This is a genomic window from Rugamonas sp. (assembly GCF_025354735.1).
Lineage (GTDB): Bacteria > Pseudomonadota > Gammaproteobacteria > Burkholderiales > Burkholderiaceae_D > Rugamonas.
In genome coordinates, this window is record NZ_JANXMI010000026.1 from 15,184 (window position 1) to 33,430 (window position 18,247).

An 18,247-nucleotide genomic window follows, 5' to 3' on the forward strand; every position below is an offset into this window, starting at 1 on the left:
GCTATTGAGCGGCCTGTTTTTTCATGGCTTCGACATACGGCGTCGTATTGGCATTGGCCGCGTTCCATTTCGGCGCCACCGGATCGTTGGCGATCATCAGCACGCCCAGCGCCACCATGCGGTCCACCTTGGCCATGTTGGCGTAATCGACTTTTTCCCAGTGATCGCCCGGCGCGTGATAGTCCGGGTATTCGTACGCCACGCACAAGGTATGCGCCGGCACGCCCTGGTCGGCCAGCGCCTGGTTGTCGCTTTTGTTGAAATAGAAATCGCTATTGGCCTCGTTCTTGTAGACCTTGATGCCGGTGAGTTTGCCGGCGCGCTGGAACACCGGGCCGATGTCCGAAAAATCGAAGCCGGTCATCGACGCGTTGTTCAGTTGCGGGCCCTCCGAGCTGTCCGTGCGTCCGACCTGTTCGAGGTTGACGTCGGCCACGGTCTGCTTGATGGGGAAGACAGGATGGCGGCCGTAGTAGCGCGACCCCAACAGGCCCAGCTCCTCGCCGAACACGGTCATGAACACGATGCTGCGCGCGGGCCGCTGCTTCATGCCGGCCAGCGCCGCGGCGATCTCCATCACCGATACGGTGCCGCTGCCGTCGTCATTGGCGCCGTTGTAGATCGCGCCGCCCTTGACGCCGAGATGGTCGTAATGCGCCGTCACCATCACGTAGGTGTTCTTCAGCACCGGGTCCGAGCCGCGCAGCAGGCCGATCACGTTGCGCAGCTTGACGTCGCGCTCGTGCGGCGCCGCCAGGTTGATCTTCACGCGCGCCGCGCCGCCGTCGGCGCCCAACGCGTCCAGCGCCTGTATGGCTTGCGGCGAATGGACGGTGATGCGCAGCATGGCGGCCGTGGTCTCCTTGCTGTTGTCGGGATCGACCAGCCGCCCGCTGCCGCCGGCGTTGCCGGCCGGGTGAGCGCGGTCGATCAGCAGCAGCAGCGCCGGTTTGTAGGTCGCCAGCTTGGTCACCAGGGCTTGCCACTGCTCGTACGCGTGCATACCCTCGGTTTGCGGCATGGCCTGGAAGTCGGGCAGGTTGACGACGGCGACCTTGCCGGCCAGTGTGGCCTCGCTGTGCGCGTCCAACCCGGCCGGATTGACGGCGTCGATCTTGACGATGGCGACGTCGTTCAACGCCAGGCCTTGCACCAGGCTAAAACTCAGCAACTTGGCCGGCACGTCCAGCTGCTGCTTGCCGATATCGAGCCGGAACGCGAAGCCTTGCAGATCCGGTTCCGCGAACTTCCATTGCGCGGTCTGGAAATAGCCGTCGTCGCCGACCGCCTCCAGTCAGGCGCGGCGATATTGCGCGGCGATGTATTCGGCCGCCAGGTCCTGTCCGCGCGACGGCGTGCCGCGTCCCTCGAGCAGGTCGGAGGCGATGAACGACAGGTGGCCGCGCATGGAATCGGCTGAAATGCGCTCGAGCGCCGCGCCGATGTCCGGCGTGAGCGCGGGGGCCGCGGCCGATGCCGCGCCGGCGCTGCCCGTGGCCAGTGCCGCCGTGACGGCGAGGGCGAGTAATCTCTTCATGCGGTGTTCCTGTCTGTGTGGTGGTGGTGGTGGTGGTGGTGGTGGTGGTGATGCGGGTGCCGGCGACAGCGGCGATAATTATTTTTCTTGCAGCTGGTTGTACCACAATTCGCTGCGCGCCAGCGGCGTTTCCGGCGACAGGCCGGGATTCGGTATCGTCAGCACGCGCCGCTGCCTCAAGCCGGCGCGTTCGATGATGTCGCGCACGACGATGGTGGCGGCGCTGGCGCAGGCGCAGGCGGTCCACAGCAGCATCGGCGCGGCGGCCATCATGCGCTTGATCGAAGTTGCGTGTTCCGCCCTGATTTTCATTGTGGGTCGCCGTTGGTTCATCAAAAACAGCTTCAAGTTTGCCAGTGCGGCGGCGCTGGATCAAGTTGTTTCGCGGCCGCCGTCGCCGCGCCGTTACCGCGCCGTTAGCGGTGCGAGGCGCGATCAGCGGCGGCGCGCGGCCGGCGGCTGTCGCAGCCACTTGCGCGCCGTCGCCACGACCTGCTCCGACAGGCGGCGGGTGAGCGGCGTCTGGATGTCCCAGGCGTGCCAGATCAGCGCCACGTCGAGCCCATCGCCCGGCGTCAGGTCGACCAGGCGGCCGCGCTTCAAACTGGCTTCGCACTGCTGCACGGGGATCATGCCGTAGGCCAGTCCGGCCTCGATAAAACGCACGAAGCCGTCCGAGCTCGATAGCGAATGGTGAGGAATGCGCTGGATGCGGCCCAGCCTCTGCGTGACGTAGCGTTCCAGGATCGCGTCCTTGCGGTCGAACAGCAGTGCCGGCGCCCGGCGCACCGCGTCGGCCGTGAAGCCGTCGGCGAACCAGCGTTTGGCGAAACCCGGTGAGGCCACGCACAGATAGCGCATGGTGCCCAGCGGCGTGGCGGTGGTGCCGGGCACGCGACTGCTTTCGGCGGTGACGCAGGCGAACACGCGGCCTTCGCGCAGCTGGCTCAGGGTGTGGTCCTGGTCGTCGAGGCGGATATCGAGCAGGCAGTCGCCGGACCGCATCAGCGGCGCCACCGCTTCCTGCAGCCAGGTGGCGGCGCTGTCGGCGTTGGCGGCGATGGCGATTTCGGGCACCTCGTCCTGCGGGCCGGCACGCCGCTTCAGCGCCGCCTCCAGCAGCTTGACCTGGCGGTAGTGGGCGATCAGGCGCTGGCCGGCGGCGGTGGCCTGCGGCGGCTGGCAGCGCACGATCAGCAGCTCGCCGCTGCCGTTTTCCAGGATGCGGATACGCTGCGACACCGCCGATTGCGTGATGGCCAGCTTGTCGGCGGCCTTGTCGAAGCTGCCGTAGTCGATCACCGCGTCGAGCGCCGCGAGGCCGCGATAGTCCATTTCACTCATTAGCGCCTCTAATGTTTGTTCAATATTATTAATTATACTTATCCAGCGGGCGCACTTATGATTGCTTCTTTTTTGAAGGAGCGGCGATGGATGCGACGGCATTGTTGAAGGGCGCGGGACTGGGCGGCAGCCTGATTATCGCGATCGGCTCGCAGAACGCCTACCTGCTGCGGCAGGCCTTGAAGCGCCAGTTCGTGCCGACCTGCGTCATCATCTGCATCGTCTGCGACGTGGCGCTGATCGCGGCCGGCGTGGCCGGCATGGGACAGCTGATCGTCGCGATGCCGATGCTGTTGCTTTGGCTGAAAATCGGCGGCGCCATTTTCCTGTTCGCCTACGGCTTGCGGGCCGCGCGCTCGGCGTTGAAGCCGGCCGCGCTGGTCGCCAGCGACGGCGCGACGGCCGCCGGCCATGGCGCCGTGATCGCCGCCATGCTGGCGTTCAGTTTATTAAATCCGCACGTTTATCTCGACACCGTGATCCTGCTTGGCTCCATCGGCGGCCAGCAGCCGGGCAACGGGCGGTTCTATTTCGCGATTGGCGCGATGCTGGCGTCGACCGTCTGGTTCAGCGGCCTGGGACTGGGCGCGCGCTATCTGGCGCCGGTGTTCGCGCGGCCGCTGGCATGGCAGATACTGGACGCGCTGATCGCCATCGTCATTTGGGCGATTGCCGTATCGCTGCTGCTGTAAATGGTGCGCTCAGTTTCCGGTCAACAAGATTCCGATGCCTGCCGAAACCGTTTGAACCATGGACGCCGCCGTATTTTCGCAGGCCCGGCCGCACTCTTTGCGTGCGCTCAATCGCCAAAGGGGCTAGAGTCATACAGTGGCGCATGGACCTCATCGCCACCGAGAAGCTCAGAGTGTTTTGCAGGCATCGCCCGATGGCGCGTGCTGCTGTTGAACGCTGGGAGACGATGATGCGTCAACTGACGCCAGCAAACTACAATGCGTTGCGTGCCACATATCCCAGCGCTGATTACGCTGCGCCTTTTACTATATTTAACATTGGCGGTAACCGGTATCGGATCGTTGCCATCGTCGACTACGCCATAGGCCGGGTTCTGGTCCGAGCGGTGATGACGCATCCTGAGTACGACAAATGGAGTCGGCAGTACCGTCAAGGAAAGGTCAAATAATGAATGCACTGACCGACAAGACCGATGAGCTGAATATCGATGCGTTGGCGGCCGCGTGGCTGCAGTTTGATGGCTTGGCTCATTTGCGGCCTTTGGAAACGCCAGTCGATTACGATTACACGATATCGTTGTTGACGAAAATATGGGAAGAGATAGGTGAAAGTGAGCAGCATCCCTTGCTGACATTACGCATGCTGCTCGACAGCATGGTGATGGCGTATGAGGAGATACATTATCCTGCGGTCCATTCTGAGCCTCACGAACTGCTGGAGTTCATGATTGAGCAAGGAGAGCGGGCATCCGCCGATTTCGCGGGCATACTGGAACCGGCCGAGCTGGAAGAAATTCTGGCGGGACGCCGGGACATCGACGAAAAAACCGCGATCCAACTCGCTGCTTTTTTCAAAGTGACGCCACAGGTTTTTTTAAAGCAGGAGTGAACCCGGTCGCCAGCGTGGCGACCATACCCACCCCCGCCGCGCGCGTCAGCGCGACTTGACGAACGGCGTGCCGAGCGCTTTTGGCGCGACCGACTTGGCCATCAGGCCGGCCAGCACGATCACCGTCACCACATACGGCACCATCTGGATCAGCGAGCCGGGTATGCGGCCGATCACCGGCAAATCAACGCCTTCAATCTGAATTTGCACGGCGCCGAAGAAGCCGAACATCAGACAGCCGAGGAAGGTGTACACGGGACGCCAGTTCCCGAACACCATCGCCGTCAGCGCCAGATAGCCGGCGCCGGCCGACATGTCGCGCAAGAAGAAGCCGCTCTGCACGATGGCCAGATAGGCGCCCGAGAAAGAGCACAGCGTGCCGGCGATCAGCATCGCGATGTAGCGCTGGCGCTCGACGCTGACGCCGGCCGCGTCGGCCGCGTGCGGATTCTCGCCGCAGGCGCGCAGGCGCAGGCCGAAGCGGCTGTGGTAAATCACCCAGTGCACGACCGGCACCAGCGCGAACGCCAGATACACCAGCACCGAATGGCCGCCGATCAGGTGCGCGTAGAACCAGCCCAGGAACGGTATGCCTTCCACGGCCGCCGAGCCGGGTAGCACCACGTCGAACAGGCGCGCCTGGCCCAGGTCCGGCGTGCGTCCGCCCTGCTGGAAGAAGAACTGCGCCAGCACGAAGGTCAAGCCGCTCATGGCGATGTTGATGGCGATGCCGGCCACCAGCTGGTTGCCTTTTTGCGTGATGGCGACATAGGCTTGCAGCGTCGCCAGCGCGATCGACACCAGCATGCCGGCGCCGACCCCGTACCACGGGTTCTGCGTGGCGAAGGCCACCGCCGCCGAAGCAAAGGCACTGGCCAGGATTTTGCCTTCGAGGCCGATGTCGATCACGCCGCTGCGCTCCGCGAACAGGCCGGCCATGGCGGCGAAGATCAGCACCGGCGCGTTGCGCACGGTCGACACCAGGATGCTGGCGAGATGGAGGTCGTCGAATGTCATGAGCTTATCCTTTGCGCCGTTTGAGCAGGGCCGAAATCGCCGGCGCGTAGAAGTTTTCCATCGCGCCGCAGAACAGGATAATCAGGCCCTGGATGAAGATGAAGGTCTCGGTGGGGATGTTGGGTTTTTCCAGCGACAGGTCGAAGCCGCCCTGGATCAGGGCGCCGAACAGCACGGCCGACAGGAAGATGCCGACCGGGTGCTGGCGTCCCATCAGCGCGATGGCGATGCCGACGAAGCCGGCGCCGCCGACGAAATTCATGCTCAGGTAGTGCGTCGAGCCCATGATGGAATTGACCGAGCCGAGGCCGGCCAGCGCGCCCGAAATGAGCATCACGGTGATAATCATTTTGCTGATGCGGATGCCGGCGTAATGCGCCGCGTGCTGGTTCATGCCGGTCGCGCGCAGCTTGAAGCCCCACGACGAACGCCACACCATCACGCCGTAAATCGCCAGCGCGACGATGGCCAGCAGGAAGCTGACGTTGAGCGGCGTCTCGCCCAGTATCGGGAACCAGGTGTTCAGGCGCGGCATCGCGGCGAGGTCGGCGAAGGCACGGCTCGACGTGCTTTCCTGGCCGGCCGGGATCAGGTATTTGACGATGATGAAGTTCATCAGCGAGGCCGCGATGAAGTTGAACATAATGGTCGTGACGACGATATGGCTGCCGCGTTTCGCTTGCAGGTAGCCGGGCAGCAGCGCCCACAGGCCGCCGAACAAGGCCGCGCCGCCGACGGCGACGGGGATCATCGCCCATCCCGGCAGCGAACTGTCGAAGGCCAGCATGGCCAGCGTCAGACCGAGGCCGCCGATATACATCTGGCCTTCGGAGCCGATGTTGAACAGGCCGGCCTGCATCGCGATCGACACGGACAGGCCGGTGAAGATGAAGGTCGACGCGTAGAACAGCGTGTAGCTCAAGCCCTCCGGATTGAGGATGGCGCTGTTGACCAGAATGCCGAGCGACTCGGACGGGCTTTCGCCGAGCAGGTAAATCACCAGCGCCGCGACCAGCATGGCCGACAGCAGATTCAGAACGGGCAGGACAAACGCCGTGGCCCAGCGTGGCAGATCGTTGTTGTTCATGATTTGTGCATCCCGCCCATCAGCAAGCCGATGCGAGTGGTATCGAATTCTTCAATGTTTAATTCACCGGTGATGATGCCGCCGCACATGACCAGGATACGGTCGGCCAGCGCCCGCACTTCCTCTAGTTCGACCGACACCAGCAAGATGGCGACGCCGGAATCGCGCAGGGCCAGCAACTGCTTGTGGATGCTTTCGATGGTGCCGATGTCGACGCCGCGCGTCGGCTGGCCGACCAGCATCAGCTTGGGCTGGGCCAGCACTTCGCGCGCGATCACCACCTTTTGCTGGTTGCCGCCCGAGAGCAGGCCGATACGCAGGTCGCCATTGGCGGGCCGCACGTCGAAGGCCTTCATCAAGTCGGCGCAGCGGGCCGCGATGGCCTTGAAGTCGAACAGGCCCCAGCGGTTTTTCAGCTTGTCCTGGTAACCGAGTATGGTGTTGTGCATGACCGAGAAATTCTTGACGACGCCATTGCGCAAGCGGTCTTCGGGAATGTGGGCGATGCCCAGTTCGCGGAAGGTGCGCGGCAAGCCGTCGGCGTCGTGGCGCTTGCCTTTGCCATGCCCGTACGGCAGTTCCTTGCCGAGGAATTCGACCTTGCCCGACGTCGGCAGCCGCATGCCGGACAAAATCTCCATCAACTCGCTCTGGCCGTTGCCGGACACGCCGGCGATGGCCACGATCTCGCCGGCGCGCAGCGTGAAGCCGATATCGCGCAGCAGCTTGACTTGCTGGCCATCCTGCAATTGCAGTTCCCGCACGTGCAGCACCGGCGCGCCCGGATTGTAGGGCGCGCGCGGCAGGTTGTTTTCAATCGGCCGGCCGACCATCATATTGGCCAGTTCCTCTTTCGTGGTGGCGGCCGTCGGCACGGCGCCGATCACGCGGCCGCCGCGCATGACGGTGACGGTGTCGGTGATGTCGAGGATTTCCTGCAGCTTGTGCGTGATGAGGACGATGGTCTTGCCCTGTTCCTTGAACAGCCGCAGGATCTCGAACAGCGACGCCGTTTCCTGCGCCGTCAGCACGGCCGTCGGCTCGTCGAGGATCAGGATGTTGGCGCTGCGGTAGATCTGCTTGAGAATTTCCACACGCTGCTGCGCGCCCACCGACAGGTGGTGGATAGTGGCCAGCGGATCGACGTCGAGCTGGTAGCGGCTGCAGATGTCGCGCAGCTTCGCTTCGGTGGCGGCGCGGTGGGCCGACAGCTTGAAGCCGCCCTCGGTGCCCAGCATGACGTTGTCGAGCACGGTCATGTTTTCGACCAGCATGAAGTGCTGGTGCACCATGCCGATGCCGAGCCGTATCGCTTCCTGGCTGTTGCGGATGGGCTGCACGTGGCCGTCGAGCAGGATGTCGCCGCCGTCGGCCTTGTAGTAGCCGTAGAGGATGCTCATCAAGGTCGATTTGCCGGCGCCGTTTTCCCCGACCAGGCCGTGGATCGAGCCCTTGGCGATGGTGAAGTTGACGTCCGTGTTCGCTTTCACCGCCCCGAAGTGCTTAGAGATGTTGCGAAATTCTACAGCTGGCTGCATAGGATGATTATTCATGGTGTGGAGGGACGGTCCCCGACTGAAAACGCGCCGCGCGGGGTCGGACCCCGGCGGCGCGCTCTGTATGACGATCGGGAATTAAACCGGGCAGCTATTCGCGGCGCGGTAGTCGATGACCTTGACCTTGCCGTCGATAATATCCTTGCGCGCGCCCAGCACGCGTTTTTCGATGTCCGGCGTAATCAGCTTGCGGTTGTACTCATCGAGCGCCCAGTCGACGCCGCCTTCTTTCAATCCCTTGGAAACGACGCCGGCCTTCCAGCTGCCATTCTTCATTTCCATGTAGGAATCATAGATGGCGTTGTCGACGCGCTTGACCATCGAGGTCAGCATGGTGCCCGGATACAAATGGTTTTGATTGGAATCGACGCCGATGGCCAGCTGGCCTTTTTCCTTGGCCGTTTGCAGCGTACCCATGCCGGAACCGCCGGCGACGGCGAAGATGACGTCGACGCCGCGCTCGAACTGCGAACGGGCCAGCTCGCCGCCCTTGGCCGGATCGTTCCAGGCGCTGGCGGTGGTGCCGACCATGTTCTGGGTCACGTCGACCTTGGCGTTGACGGCCTTGGCGCCCTGGGCGTAGCCGCACTCGAAGGTGCGGATCAGCGGGATGTCGATGCCGCCGACGAAACCGATCTTTTTCGACTTGCTGGCCATCGCAGCCGCCACGCCGACCAGGTAAGAACCTTCTTCTTCCTTGAACAGGATGGAACTGACGTTGGCGCCCTGGGCCACGCCGTCGATCAGCACGAAGTGGACCTTGGGGAATTCCTTGGCAACCTTTTGTACGGCCTGGGTCTGGGCGAAGCCTATCGATGCGATCAGATCGAGGTTTTTACGCGCCAATGCGCGCAGAACCTGCTCGGCCTGGGTGTCGCTGGACGCTTGCACCTCGATGAAGCCGATGCCGGTGTCCTTCTTGAAGCGCGTGGCGCCTTCAAAAGCGGACTGGTTGAATGACTTGTCAAACTTGCCGCCAGCGTCATACACGATGCCCAATTTCGGGTCGGCCGCGGACGCAGTCGCTGCCACGAACAATGCGGCTATCGTCAAACTAAATTGTTTAAGTTTCATGAGTTGGCTCCTGGAAGATCGATATTGTATATTTTTATTGGCTCAAACATCTAATTTGCCCGCCCATAATCGGCCGCCAGCCTGCTTCGCCGGGCGTGGCGGCGGAAAACGTCGCCTGGGCGCCGGCTGTCAACGCGACCGCCGCCGAAATCCTGGCCACGGCTTGAAAGTATTGCGGCGCGTCAAAACGTCGGTCCGGCCATGCCGGCGGTCACACGGTGTGGTGACAAAGTGTAGCGTTGCCACAACAGTTTTTATTCGCCATGATTTCTTTTTTATGTTGCCTTTTTGTCCGTTTGGACAAAAATCACGCCCCATGACGGCGCCGGCAGGCCGGCGCAGACCAGGGTGGCGTTGCCATTCCGACGCCGGCCGCGTCACCGTTCCCGCCGCGCCGCCGACGTGAGCTTGCTCCCGTGCAAGCCGCAGCGGCGCTCAAAAAACCGCCATATCCATAGTGGCGGCGGTGGCGATTGCCTGTGCCACGGATCGCTGCTGCGGCGCCTCGTCGCAGCGCCTGGGCTGTTTTTATTATGTGTATGGGGATATTGGACGGCGGACAGGGCGGGGAAATCGGTCGTCCCCCACTATGCATCAGCCTGAATATGTACGACAAATACGATTTTATTTCGTTATTTATACGTTTATCATATTAATCAAAATGTCCAGCAAGTAATTTCCTGTCAATTTTTTTCATGCTAGCATGACCTTTGCTTTGCATATTGCAAAGTTTCCAGGCATGGAAATGACACAAACTGAGACACCGCGCCAGCGCTATCGCGGCGGGGCGGCATACGGATACATAGAGGGACGCACACGTCCCCGTGGCTGAAATAATCACCTGAATTCAAATAACCGTTCAATCTAGGGAGTTGGCTCATGATGAAGAAAAGTAGTGCTTACGCGGCGCGCACGCTGATCGCGCTGGCTGTGGCGGGTGCTTTCCCGCTGCACTCGGCGATGGCGGAAGAGGCGGCTGCGGCCCAGGCCGCAACGATGGTCGCCGCCGGCGCCGTGGCCGCCGCAAGCGATGCGGCCGCCGCCGACGCGCCAGCGGCCGACGCCGCGCCCGTCAAAGGCGAGGCCGGCCAGCTCGAAACCGTTATCGTGACGGCCCAGCGCCGCTCGGAAAACATCAAAGACGTGCCGATGGCGATCTCCACGCTCAAAGGCGACAAGCTCGACGTGCTCACTTCCGGCGCCGCCGACATCCGCTTCCTGGCCGGCCGCGTGCCGTCGCTGAACGTGGAATCGGACTACGGCCGCACCTTCCCGCGCTTCTACGTGCGCGGCCTGGGCAATATCGACTTCGACTTGAACTCGGCGCAGCCGGTCGGTCTGGTGGTCGATGATGTGATCCAGGAAAACGCCATGCTGAAAGGCTTCCCCGTTTTCGACACCGACCAGATCGAAGTGGCGCGCGGCCCGCAGGGCACGCTGTTCGGCCGCAACTCGCCGGCCGGCGTCGTCAAGTTCGACTCGGCCAAGCCGACCTTCAAGACCGAAGGCTATCTGACCCTGGGCCTGGGCAACTACGGCGCCAAGACCGCCGAAGGCGTGTTCAACGTGCCGATCAGCGACACCGTGGCGGCGCGCTTCTCGGCCACCAGCCAGCACCGCGACGACCGCGTCCACAATCCCGAGCCGACCGGCACCCAGGACTTCGAAGGCTACGGCGACCAGGCGGCCCGCCTGCAAGTGCTGGTCAAGCCGACCAGCGACCTGAGCGCGCTGTTCAACTACCACGAGCGCGACTACCATGGCACCGCCACCCTGTTCCGCGCCAACATCCAGGAAAAGGGCACCAACAACCTGGTGCCGGGCTTCGACTACGACAGCTATCCCTCGGACGGCGTCAACTACCAGCACCTGAAAACCAACGGCGCCAGCGTGCGCCTGAAGTGGGACCACGACGGCATCACCTACAACTCGATCACCGGCTGGGAATCGCTGAGCTTCTACAGCCGCGCCGACGTCGACGGTGGCTACGGCGCCGTCTACGCGCCACCATCGGGTCCGGGCTTCATCCCGTTCTCGGTCGAGACCGCCGACGTGATGCCTAACCACCACCAGTTCACGCAAGAGTTCCGCGCCGCCTCGAACACGGCCGGCCCGCTGCAGTGGATCGGCGGCCTGTTCTACTTCAAGGAACACATCCAGATCGACAGCATCGCCTTCGACTCGCTGTCGCCAGGCAATCCGCAGACCCCCGACTACACGCAGCAATTCCAGGACGCCCGTTCCTGGGCCACCTTCGGCTCGCTCAACTACACCGTCAGCGACAAGCTGAAAGTGCGCGGCGGCCTGCGCTACACCGACGACAGCAAGAACTTCCACGCGACGCGCTACGAGACCCCGGTCTCCGGCCCGTTCTACCTGGACGCGCACACCCACAACGTCAGCTGGGACCTGAGCGGCACCTATGAGATCGACAAGAACACCAATCTGTTCAGCCGCATCGCCACCGGTTACCTGGCGCCCAGCATGCAGGGTCGCCTGAGCGGAGCGGCCGACCGTCCATCCGAAGCCGGCGCCGAACGGGCGCTGTCGTATGAACTGGGCGTGAAGCAGGACTTGTTCAACAAGCGCGCCCGCCTCAGCGCCAGCATCTACCAGTACCGCATCAAGGACATGCAGCTGACGGCCGGCGACGGCGCCGTCAACCTGAACCAGCTGATCAACGCCGCCAAGGTCACGGGACAGGGCGCCGAGCTGGACTTCCAGGCCAATTTGAGCGACGAATTCAGCATGACTTTGGGCGGCAGCTACAACAAGACCGAGATCAAGGATCCTAGCCTGTTCGTCGACTACTGCGGCAACGTGCAAAACAACGCGGCCAGCGGCTGCACCCCGAGCAACGCGCCGGGCCCGTTCGCCGGCACCTCCAACATCAACGGCAACCCGTTGCCGCGCGCGCCGAAGTGGCAGACCAACTTCACGCTGCGCTATTCGCGTCCCGTGTATGACGGCGAGTTCTACGCCTACACCGACTGGAGCTACCGCACCAAGTACAACTTCTTCCTGTACTCGGCGCCGGAATACACGGCCAAGCCGCTGGTTGAAGGCGGTCTGCGCGCAGGCTACAAATGGGCCAACGGCAAATACGAAGTGGCCGGCTACGCCCGCAACCTGCTCAACAAGATCCAGATCGTCGGCGCCATCGACTTCGACAATCTGACCGGCATGTTGAACGAGCCGCGCACCTACGGCGCCACGTTCAAGGTCGCGTTCTGATTGTTTGATTAGATAGCTGGCACAGAAACCCGGGCATCCCGCGATGCCCGGGTTTTTTTTGGACGGATGGCGCTCATTCCATCTGGGTCAGACCACAGTTTCGAGAGATTCATTCGAAACTGTGGTCTGACCCCGTTTTACGTTTCAGTGCCCGTTACAGCGCCGGCCAAACCCGGTAAGATGCAGCGATCCAAAATCACCGGAGTCCGCGCCCCATGCACACCGCCGTCAACCTCTGGCCGCTGATCGGCGTCGCCGTCATCATCGCCGGCTTCGCGCTGCGCGCCCACCCCGTGCTGGTGGTGATCGTCTCCTGCATCGTCACCGGCCTGGCCGCCGCCATGCCGGTCGAACAGATCCTGGCCACGCTCGGCGCCGCCTTCATCAAGACCCGCAACCTGCCGCTGCTGCTGTTGCTGCCGCTGGCGGCCATCGGCCTGCTCGAACGCTATGGCCTGAAGGAGCACGCGCAGGCCACCATCGCCCGCATCAAATCGGCCACCGCCGGCCGCCTGCTGATCGTCTACCTGCTGATCCGCGAAGTGAGCGCCGCCTTCGGCCTGACCAGCATCGGCGGCCACCCGACGATGGTGCGGCCGCTGATCGCGCCGATGGCCGAGGCGGCGGCCGAGGCGCGCCACCCGCGCCTGAGCGACAGGCTGCGCTACCGCGTGCGCGCGATGGCCTCGGCCACCGACAACGTCGGCCTGTTCTTCGGCGAAGACATATTCGTCGCCTTCGGCGCCATCGTGCTGATGCAAACCATCTTGCGCGGCGAAGGCCTGGAGGTCGATCCGCTGGCGATGGCGCTGTGGGGCATGCCGACGGCGGTCAGCGCCTTCATTATCCACGCCTGGCGCCTGACCCGGCTCGACGCGCAAATCGAACGCGAACTGGCCGCGCAAACCGTCGCCGCCGCGCAGGCGCGGGGCGCCGCATGATACTCAAGCCCGATTATTTTTACGTGCTGCTCGGCGTCGTGCTGCTGATGGTGGCGCTGATGGCGCTGCGCGACCGCCACAATCCGAGGCGTTATTCGAGCGCGCTGTTCTGGGCCATGTATGCATCCATCTATCTGGCCGGCGAACGGATGCCGGCGGTCGCCGCCGGCGTGCTGATGGTGGCGATGGCGCTGATCGCCGGCTTCGGCGGCGTCACGCTGGGCCGCTACGGCAGCCGCACGCCGGACGAACGGCGCGCCAGCGCGGGCAAGCTCGGTCACCGCCTGCTGATCCCCGCGCTGCTGATTCCCTTCACGACGATGATAGGTTCGACGCTGCTCAAGGACGTCAAGATCGACGGCCTGTTTTTACTCGACCCGAAAAACACCACGCTGGTCAGCCTGGGTTGCGGCTGCGTGCTGGCCGTGATCGCGGCGTGCCGGCTGACACGCGCCTCGCCGCTGCAAGCGATCCGCGAAGGCCGCCGCCTGATCGACTACCTGGGCTGGTCGGTGGTGTTGCCGCACTTGCTGGCGGTGCTGGGCTTATTGTTTTCCGAAGTCGGCGTCGGCAAGGCGGTCGCCTATCTGGCCACCTCCTACATCGACATGGACACGCGGCTGGTGGCCGTCGTCGTCTACTGCGCCGGCATGGCGCTGTTCACCGTCATCATGGGCAACGGCTTCGCCGCCTTCCCGGTGATGACGGGCGGCGTCGGCATCCCGGTGCTGATCGGGGTGTACCATGCGAATCCGGCCATGATGGCGGCCATCGGCATGTTCAGCGCCTATTGCGGCACCTTGATGACGCCGATGGCGGCCAATTTCAACATCGTGCCGGCGGCGCTGCTGGAACTGCCGGACAAGAACGGCGTCATCAAGGCGCAGATTCCGACCGCGCTGCCGCTGCTGGCGGTGAATATCGCGCTGCTGTATTTTTTGATGTACCGGTGAAGGATTTTTAGCATGGCCAGGACAGTATTGTTAACCGGCTTCGAGCCGTTCAACCAAGAGACCATCAACCCGGCGTGGGAAGCGGTGCGCGCGCTCGATGGCTGGAGCGTGGAGGATTGTACGGTGCGGGTGCGCCAGCTGCCCTGCGTGTTCGGCGCCGCCATCGCCGCCATCGTCGCCGCCGTCGATGAACTGGGTCCGGCGCTCGTGATCGCGGTGGGCCAGGCCGGCGGGCGCAATGATTTATCGATCGAGCGCGTGGCCATCAACGTCGACGATGCGCCGATACCCGACAACGATCAGCGACAGCTGCTGGACCAGCCCATCGTCGCCGGCGGTCCGGCCGCGTATTTTTCTACGCTGCCGATCAAGGCCATCGTGCGGGACCTGCGGGCCGGCGGCTTGCCGGCGTCGGTGTCGCAGACGGCGGGGACGTTCGTGTGCAATCACGTGTTCTATGGCTTGATGCATCACGCGGCCAAAAACGCGCAGGCGTCGCAGGCGGCGGCGACCATGCGCGCCGGCTTTATCCACATCCCCTATCTGCCACAGCAGGCGGCGGCGCATCCGGGCGCGGCCAGCATGTCGCTGGCGGACATGATCGAAGGGCTGCGCATCGCCGTGCGCACCGCGCTGACGGTGGACGTCGATGTCAGCGTAGCGGGCGGCCGCACGCACTAGGATTGGCTGTTCGATAGCGTGGCGCAGTCGTCCCGCCGTGCTTTGCCGGCCGCCCGCTGAAAATCAATCCGCGTGCGCCGGCGGGTTCAGTATGTTCAGGAAGGCCCGCACCACCGGCGCGTCATCGAGCACGGTGTAGGTGATGTAGAGGTTGGCCGACGGCGGATTGCTGCGGATCGGCAGGAACACCACGCCCGGCCAGCCGATGCGGCTGGTCGTCTCCGGCAGCAGCGCCACGCCCAGGCCCGCGCCCACCATGGCCAGCAAGGTCTGCGGCTCGGTCGCTTCCTGGAATATCTCCGGCTGAAAACCGGCCTTCACGCAGCATTGAATCAGATAGCGCGGGAAGGCCGACTTGTCGAGCGCCAGCGTCAGCATCGGTTCCTGCGCGATGTCGATCAATTCGATCGCGTCCTGCTTGGCCAGCCGATGGTGCTCGTTGACGGCCACGCACACGTTTTCGCGGAAGCACAGCTCCTGGCGCAGATTGTCGTTGCGCAGGTCGTCGTTATCGAGCTTGGGTTCGCGCCAGAAGCCGACGTCGATCTGCTTGGCGCGCAGCGCCTCGTACTGCACCGTGGGGCCGAATTCGTGCAGCGTCCACGTCACGCGCGGATACTTGGTCTGGAACTCTTCGAGCAAACTCGGTATCGGGCCCCACATCGCCGAGCCGACGATGCCGACCCGCAGCCGTCCCACTTCGCCACGGTCGATCTGGCGAATGGTGTCTATCGTCATGCGCATCTTGCCCAGCAGGTCGGCCGCTTCCGTCATCAGCGCCTTGCCGGCCACCGTCAGCTCGAAGGTGCGCGTGGTGCGCGCGAACAGGCGCACTCCGAGTTCGCTTTCCAGTTTCATGATCTGCTGGCTGAGCGGCGGCTGCGAGATGTGCAGGCGCTCGGCCGCGCGGCTGAAGCTTTTCTCTTCGGCGACGGCGAGAAAATACTTTAACTGTTTCAGGTCGATGGACATGGCGTTCGGTGGCTCTTCAAAAAGGGACGGCGCAAATCGGAAACGACATAAACAATATAAACAATATCCGCGCCTACTGGATCGCCTTGTGATCGAGCATGGCGCGCGCCAGCGCGGCGCCGGCGCGGGCGTTGTTCTTCACCAGCGCGATATTGGTGGCCAGGCTGCGGCCCTCGGTCAGCTGCTTGATGCGCGCCAGCAGGAAGGGCGTGACCTGCTTGCCGGCGATGGCGTCGTCGGCCGCTTCCTGCAAGGCCTGCGCGGTAATCATGTCGATTTCCACCTGCGGCATGGCGTCGACGGCCGGCACCGGGTTGCTGATGACGATGCCGCCCTTCAGGCCGAGCTGCCATTTGGTCTGGATGAAGGCCGCCTGTTCGGCCGCCGTGTCGAGCTGGAAGTCGGCGTTGTAGCCGCTCTCGCGCGTGAAGAAGGCCGGGAAGCCGCGCTGGCCCATGCTCACCACGGGCACGCCGTGCGTTTCCAGGTATTCCAGCGTCAGGCCGATGTCGAGGATGGACTTGACGCCCGCGCACACCACCGCCACCGAGGTCCGCGCCAGTTCCTGCAAGTCGGCCGAGATGTCGAAGCTGGTGGCGGCGCCGCGATGGACGCCGCCGATGCCGCCGGTGACGAACACGCTGATGCCGGCCAGTTCGGCGCAGATCATGGTCGCCGCCACCGTGGTCGCGCCCAGTTTGGACTGCGACAGCACGTAGGGCAGGTCGCGCCGGCTGACCTTCATCGCGTCCGGCGACGTCGCCAGCAGTTCGAGCTGGCGCGGCGACAGGCCGATGCAGATTTTGCCGTCCATGACGGCGATGGTGGCCGGCACGGCGCCGGCGTCGCGGATGATCTGTTCGACTTCGTTCGCCATCCGCACGTTCTGTGGATACGGCATGCCGTGCGAGATGATGGTCGATTCGAGGGCGACGATGGCTTTGCCGGCGGCGCGCGCGGCGGCCACTTCGGCCGAGTAGAGGAGGAATTGGTGCATGGTGGGCGTCCTTTTGTTTAAGCCGGAGCGGTGAACAGCGGCGCGTTCATGTCGAAGTTATGGATTTCGTCGAGGACGTCGGCGGCCAGCATCGGCGACACCGTGTCCGGGCTTTCGAGCGTCATCGCGGCCACCTTCAGGCCGCGGCGGCAGGCCAGCGTCAAGTCGTCGCTGCCCTGGTATAGCGACCAGCAGACGGCGGCCGCGAAGGCGTCGCCGGCGCCGGTGACGTCGACCACGTCCACGCGCCGCGCCGGCAGCCAGGCCAGCACGTCGGCCTGGGTGTGGAACACGCCTTCGCCGCCGCAGGTGACGATGACGTCCTGCGCGCCCTGGGCCCGCACGTCGCGGCAGGCGGCGCGCACGTCGGCCTGGGTCGGCAGCTTGCGGCCGGCGCGCGTTTCGAGTTCGCCGCGATTGAGGATCAGCAGGCGCAGGCCGTTCAAATCCTGCGGCAGGCGGTCCATCTTCGGCTGCGACACGGCGACGATCACCAGCGGGATGGCATCGCGCCGCGCGTCGGCCAGCAGCTGGGCCACGCTGGCCAGCGGCAGGTTCAGGTCGGCCACGGTGAGCGCGGCCGCCGCCCGTTGCGGCGCGCGGTTGCCGAGGAAGGCCGGCGTGAGCTGCTCGTACAGCGCCATGTCGGCCAGGGCCAACACCAGTTCGCCGAGGTCGTCGAGCACCGCCGTGTAGGTGCCGCTGGCCGTTTCAAACAGGCGCAGCGAGCCGCGCGTGTCGATGCCGGCCGATTCGGCGTGGTCTTGCAGCGCGCGGCCGGCGGCGTCGTCGCCCAGGGCCGTGAGCAGCGCGGCCGGCAGGTTCAGGCGCGCCAGGTTTTCGGCGATGTTACGGGCCACGCCGCCATAGACTTCTTCGGCGCCGGCCGGATTCGAGGTGCCCATTTGCAGCGGCGCCAGCGTGCGCAGCTTGCGGTCCAGGTTGGCGGCGCCTATGCACATCACGGGGCGCTTGTCGGGCAGCACATAGGCGCGGCCCAGCAGGCGGCGTTCGCGTATCAGGCCGGCGATGTGGCCGGCCACGGCGGAGCGCGACAGGCGCAGCTCGATCGCCAGGTCTTGCTGGGATATGAAGGGGTTGGCGCGGATCAGCTCGTAAAGCTGATCTTTTTTGGAAGTGTCGGTCACGGCGAGGTCCGTATAAACATTTGTCTCTGATGATAAACTTATGTTCGACATATTGTCAATCGCGTGTCAATTTCCTGTCAATTTCATCGCCACATTCGCGGCGGCCACGGTTTGCGGGGCTAGCG

Annotated in this window: 18 protein-coding genes; 7 read left to right on the top strand and 11 right to left on the bottom strand. The window is 64.0% G+C overall.

The features are described from left to right. Nucleotide 1: 1 nt before the first annotated feature. The 4 genes from Q0S71_RS02285 to Q0S71_RS02300 form a co-directional block, all read right to left on the bottom strand. Nucleotides 2–1,183: a M28 family peptidase gene (locus tag Q0S71_RS02285; RefSeq protein ID WP_295990726.1), complete on the bottom strand. Its 1,182-nt coding sequence runs from the start codon at nt 1,181–1,183 to the stop codon at nt 2–4. A 111-nt stretch (nt 1,184–1,294) separates the two neighbouring features. After that, nucleotides 1,295–1,537, bottom strand: a complete 243-nt coding sequence (locus Q0S71_RS02290; protein ID WP_295990729.1) for a hypothetical protein — start codon at nt 1,535–1,537, stop codon at nt 1,295–1,297. A 78-nt stretch (nt 1,538–1,615) separates the two neighbouring features. Beyond that, nucleotides 1,616–1,849 carry a hypothetical protein gene (locus tag Q0S71_RS02295; RefSeq protein WP_295990732.1) on the bottom strand — a complete coding sequence of 78 codons (234 nt, stop codon included), beginning with the start codon at nt 1,847–1,849 and terminating at the stop codon, nt 1,616–1,618. A gap of 123 nt (nt 1,850–1,972) precedes the next feature. Then, on the bottom strand, nt 1,973–2,881 hold the full coding sequence (locus Q0S71_RS02300) for a LysR family transcriptional regulator ArgP (RefSeq protein ID WP_295990734.1): 909 nt from the start codon (nt 2,879–2,881) through the stop codon (nt 1,973–1,975). 86 nt (nt 2,882–2,967) lie between these two features. Here Q0S71_RS02300 and Q0S71_RS02305 point away from each other — a divergent pair, with 86 nt between their 5' ends. The 3 genes from Q0S71_RS02305 (at nt 2,968) to Q0S71_RS02315 (ending at nt 4,462) form a co-directional block, all read left to right on the top strand. Continuing rightward, nucleotides 2,968–3,573: a LysE/ArgO family amino acid transporter gene (locus tag Q0S71_RS02305; protein WP_295990737.1), complete on the top strand. Its 606-nt coding sequence runs from the start codon at nt 2,968–2,970 to the stop codon at nt 3,571–3,573. Nucleotides 3,574–3,716: 143 nt separating this feature from the next. Continuing rightward, the gene (locus Q0S71_RS02310) at nt 3,717–4,022 is read left to right on the top strand and encodes a type II toxin-antitoxin system HigB family toxin (protein ID WP_295990740.1); all 306 of its coding nucleotides are present in this window, start codon (nt 3,717–3,719) and stop codon (nt 4,020–4,022) included. Continuing rightward, nucleotides 4,022–4,462: a hypothetical protein gene (locus Q0S71_RS02315; protein ID WP_295990742.1), complete on the top strand. Its 441-nt coding sequence runs from the start codon at nt 4,022–4,024 to the stop codon at nt 4,460–4,462. Before Q0S71_RS02310 ends, Q0S71_RS02315 begins: the two co-directional genes overlap by 1 nt. A gap of 45 nt (nt 4,463–4,507) precedes the next feature. On the opposite strand, the gene Q0S71_RS02320 is transcribed toward Q0S71_RS02315, so the two are convergent. The 4 genes from Q0S71_RS02320 to Q0S71_RS02335 all read right to left on the bottom strand — a co-directional run bounded on the left by Q0S71_RS02320 (nt 4,508) and on the right by Q0S71_RS02335 (nt 9,196). After that, complete coding sequence (locus Q0S71_RS02320) at nt 4,508–5,479, bottom strand: ABC transporter permease (RefSeq protein WP_295990746.1); 972 nt, start codon at nt 5,477–5,479, stop codon at nt 4,508–4,510. A gap of 4 nt (nt 5,480–5,483) precedes the next feature. After that, nucleotides 5,484–6,566, bottom strand: coding sequence for an ABC transporter permease (locus tag Q0S71_RS02325; protein WP_295990749.1), 1,083 nt, complete (start codon nt 6,564–6,566; stop codon nt 5,484–5,486). Further along, complete coding sequence (locus Q0S71_RS02330) at nt 6,563–8,104, bottom strand: ABC transporter ATP-binding protein (RefSeq protein ID WP_295990752.1); 1,542 nt, start codon at nt 8,102–8,104, stop codon at nt 6,563–6,565. Before Q0S71_RS02330 ends, Q0S71_RS02325 begins: the two co-directional genes overlap by 4 nt. Nucleotides 8,105–8,200: 96 nt before the next feature. Further along, nucleotides 8,201–9,196: a BMP family ABC transporter substrate-binding protein gene (locus tag Q0S71_RS02335; protein WP_295990753.1), complete on the bottom strand. Its 996-nt coding sequence runs from the start codon at nt 9,194–9,196 to the stop codon at nt 8,201–8,203. An 879-nt stretch (nt 9,197–10,075) separates the two neighbouring features. Between Q0S71_RS02335 and Q0S71_RS02340 the strand changes: the two genes are divergently transcribed. The 4 genes from Q0S71_RS02340 to pcp all read left to right on the top strand — a co-directional run bounded on the left by Q0S71_RS02340 (nt 10,076) and on the right by pcp (nt 15,005). Then, entirely contained in the window at nt 10,076–12,430 is a 2,355-nt protein-coding gene (locus Q0S71_RS02340) for a TonB-dependent receptor (protein WP_295990757.1), read from the top strand. A 215-nt stretch (nt 12,431–12,645) separates the two neighbouring features. After that, nucleotides 12,646–13,371, top strand: a complete 726-nt coding sequence (locus tag Q0S71_RS02345) for a DUF969 domain-containing protein (protein WP_295990760.1) — start codon at nt 12,646–12,648, stop codon at nt 13,369–13,371. Continuing rightward, on the top strand, nt 13,368–14,324 hold the full coding sequence (locus Q0S71_RS02350; RefSeq protein ID WP_295990761.1) for a DUF979 domain-containing protein: 957 nt from the start codon (nt 13,368–13,370) through the stop codon (nt 14,322–14,324). Before Q0S71_RS02345 ends, Q0S71_RS02350 begins: the two co-directional genes overlap by 4 nt. Nucleotides 14,325–14,336: 12 nt before the next feature. Next, entirely contained in the window at nt 14,337–15,005 is a 669-nt protein-coding gene (gene pcp, locus Q0S71_RS02355; protein WP_295990763.1) for a pyroglutamyl-peptidase I, read from the top strand. A 63-nt stretch (nt 15,006–15,068) separates the two neighbouring features. Here pcp and Q0S71_RS02360 read toward each other — a convergent pair whose 3' ends face one another. From Q0S71_RS02360 to Q0S71_RS02370, 3 genes are all read right to left on the bottom strand, one after another. Then, complete coding sequence (locus tag Q0S71_RS02360; protein WP_295990764.1) at nt 15,069–15,977, bottom strand: LysR family transcriptional regulator; 909 nt, start codon at nt 15,975–15,977, stop codon at nt 15,069–15,071. A 73-nt stretch (nt 15,978–16,050) separates the two neighbouring features. Next, a complete protein-coding gene (locus tag Q0S71_RS02365; protein ID WP_295990767.1) occupies nt 16,051–16,974 on the bottom strand; it encodes a pseudouridine-5'-phosphate glycosidase in 924 nt (307 codons plus the stop codon). Nucleotides 16,975–16,991: 17 nt separating this feature from the next. Next, nucleotides 16,992–18,122 (bottom strand): carbohydrate kinase, encoded by a 1,131-nt coding sequence (locus tag Q0S71_RS02370; RefSeq protein ID WP_295990769.1) that lies wholly within the window; start codon nt 18,120–18,122, stop codon nt 16,992–16,994. Nucleotides 18,123–18,247 lie beyond the last annotated feature (125 nt).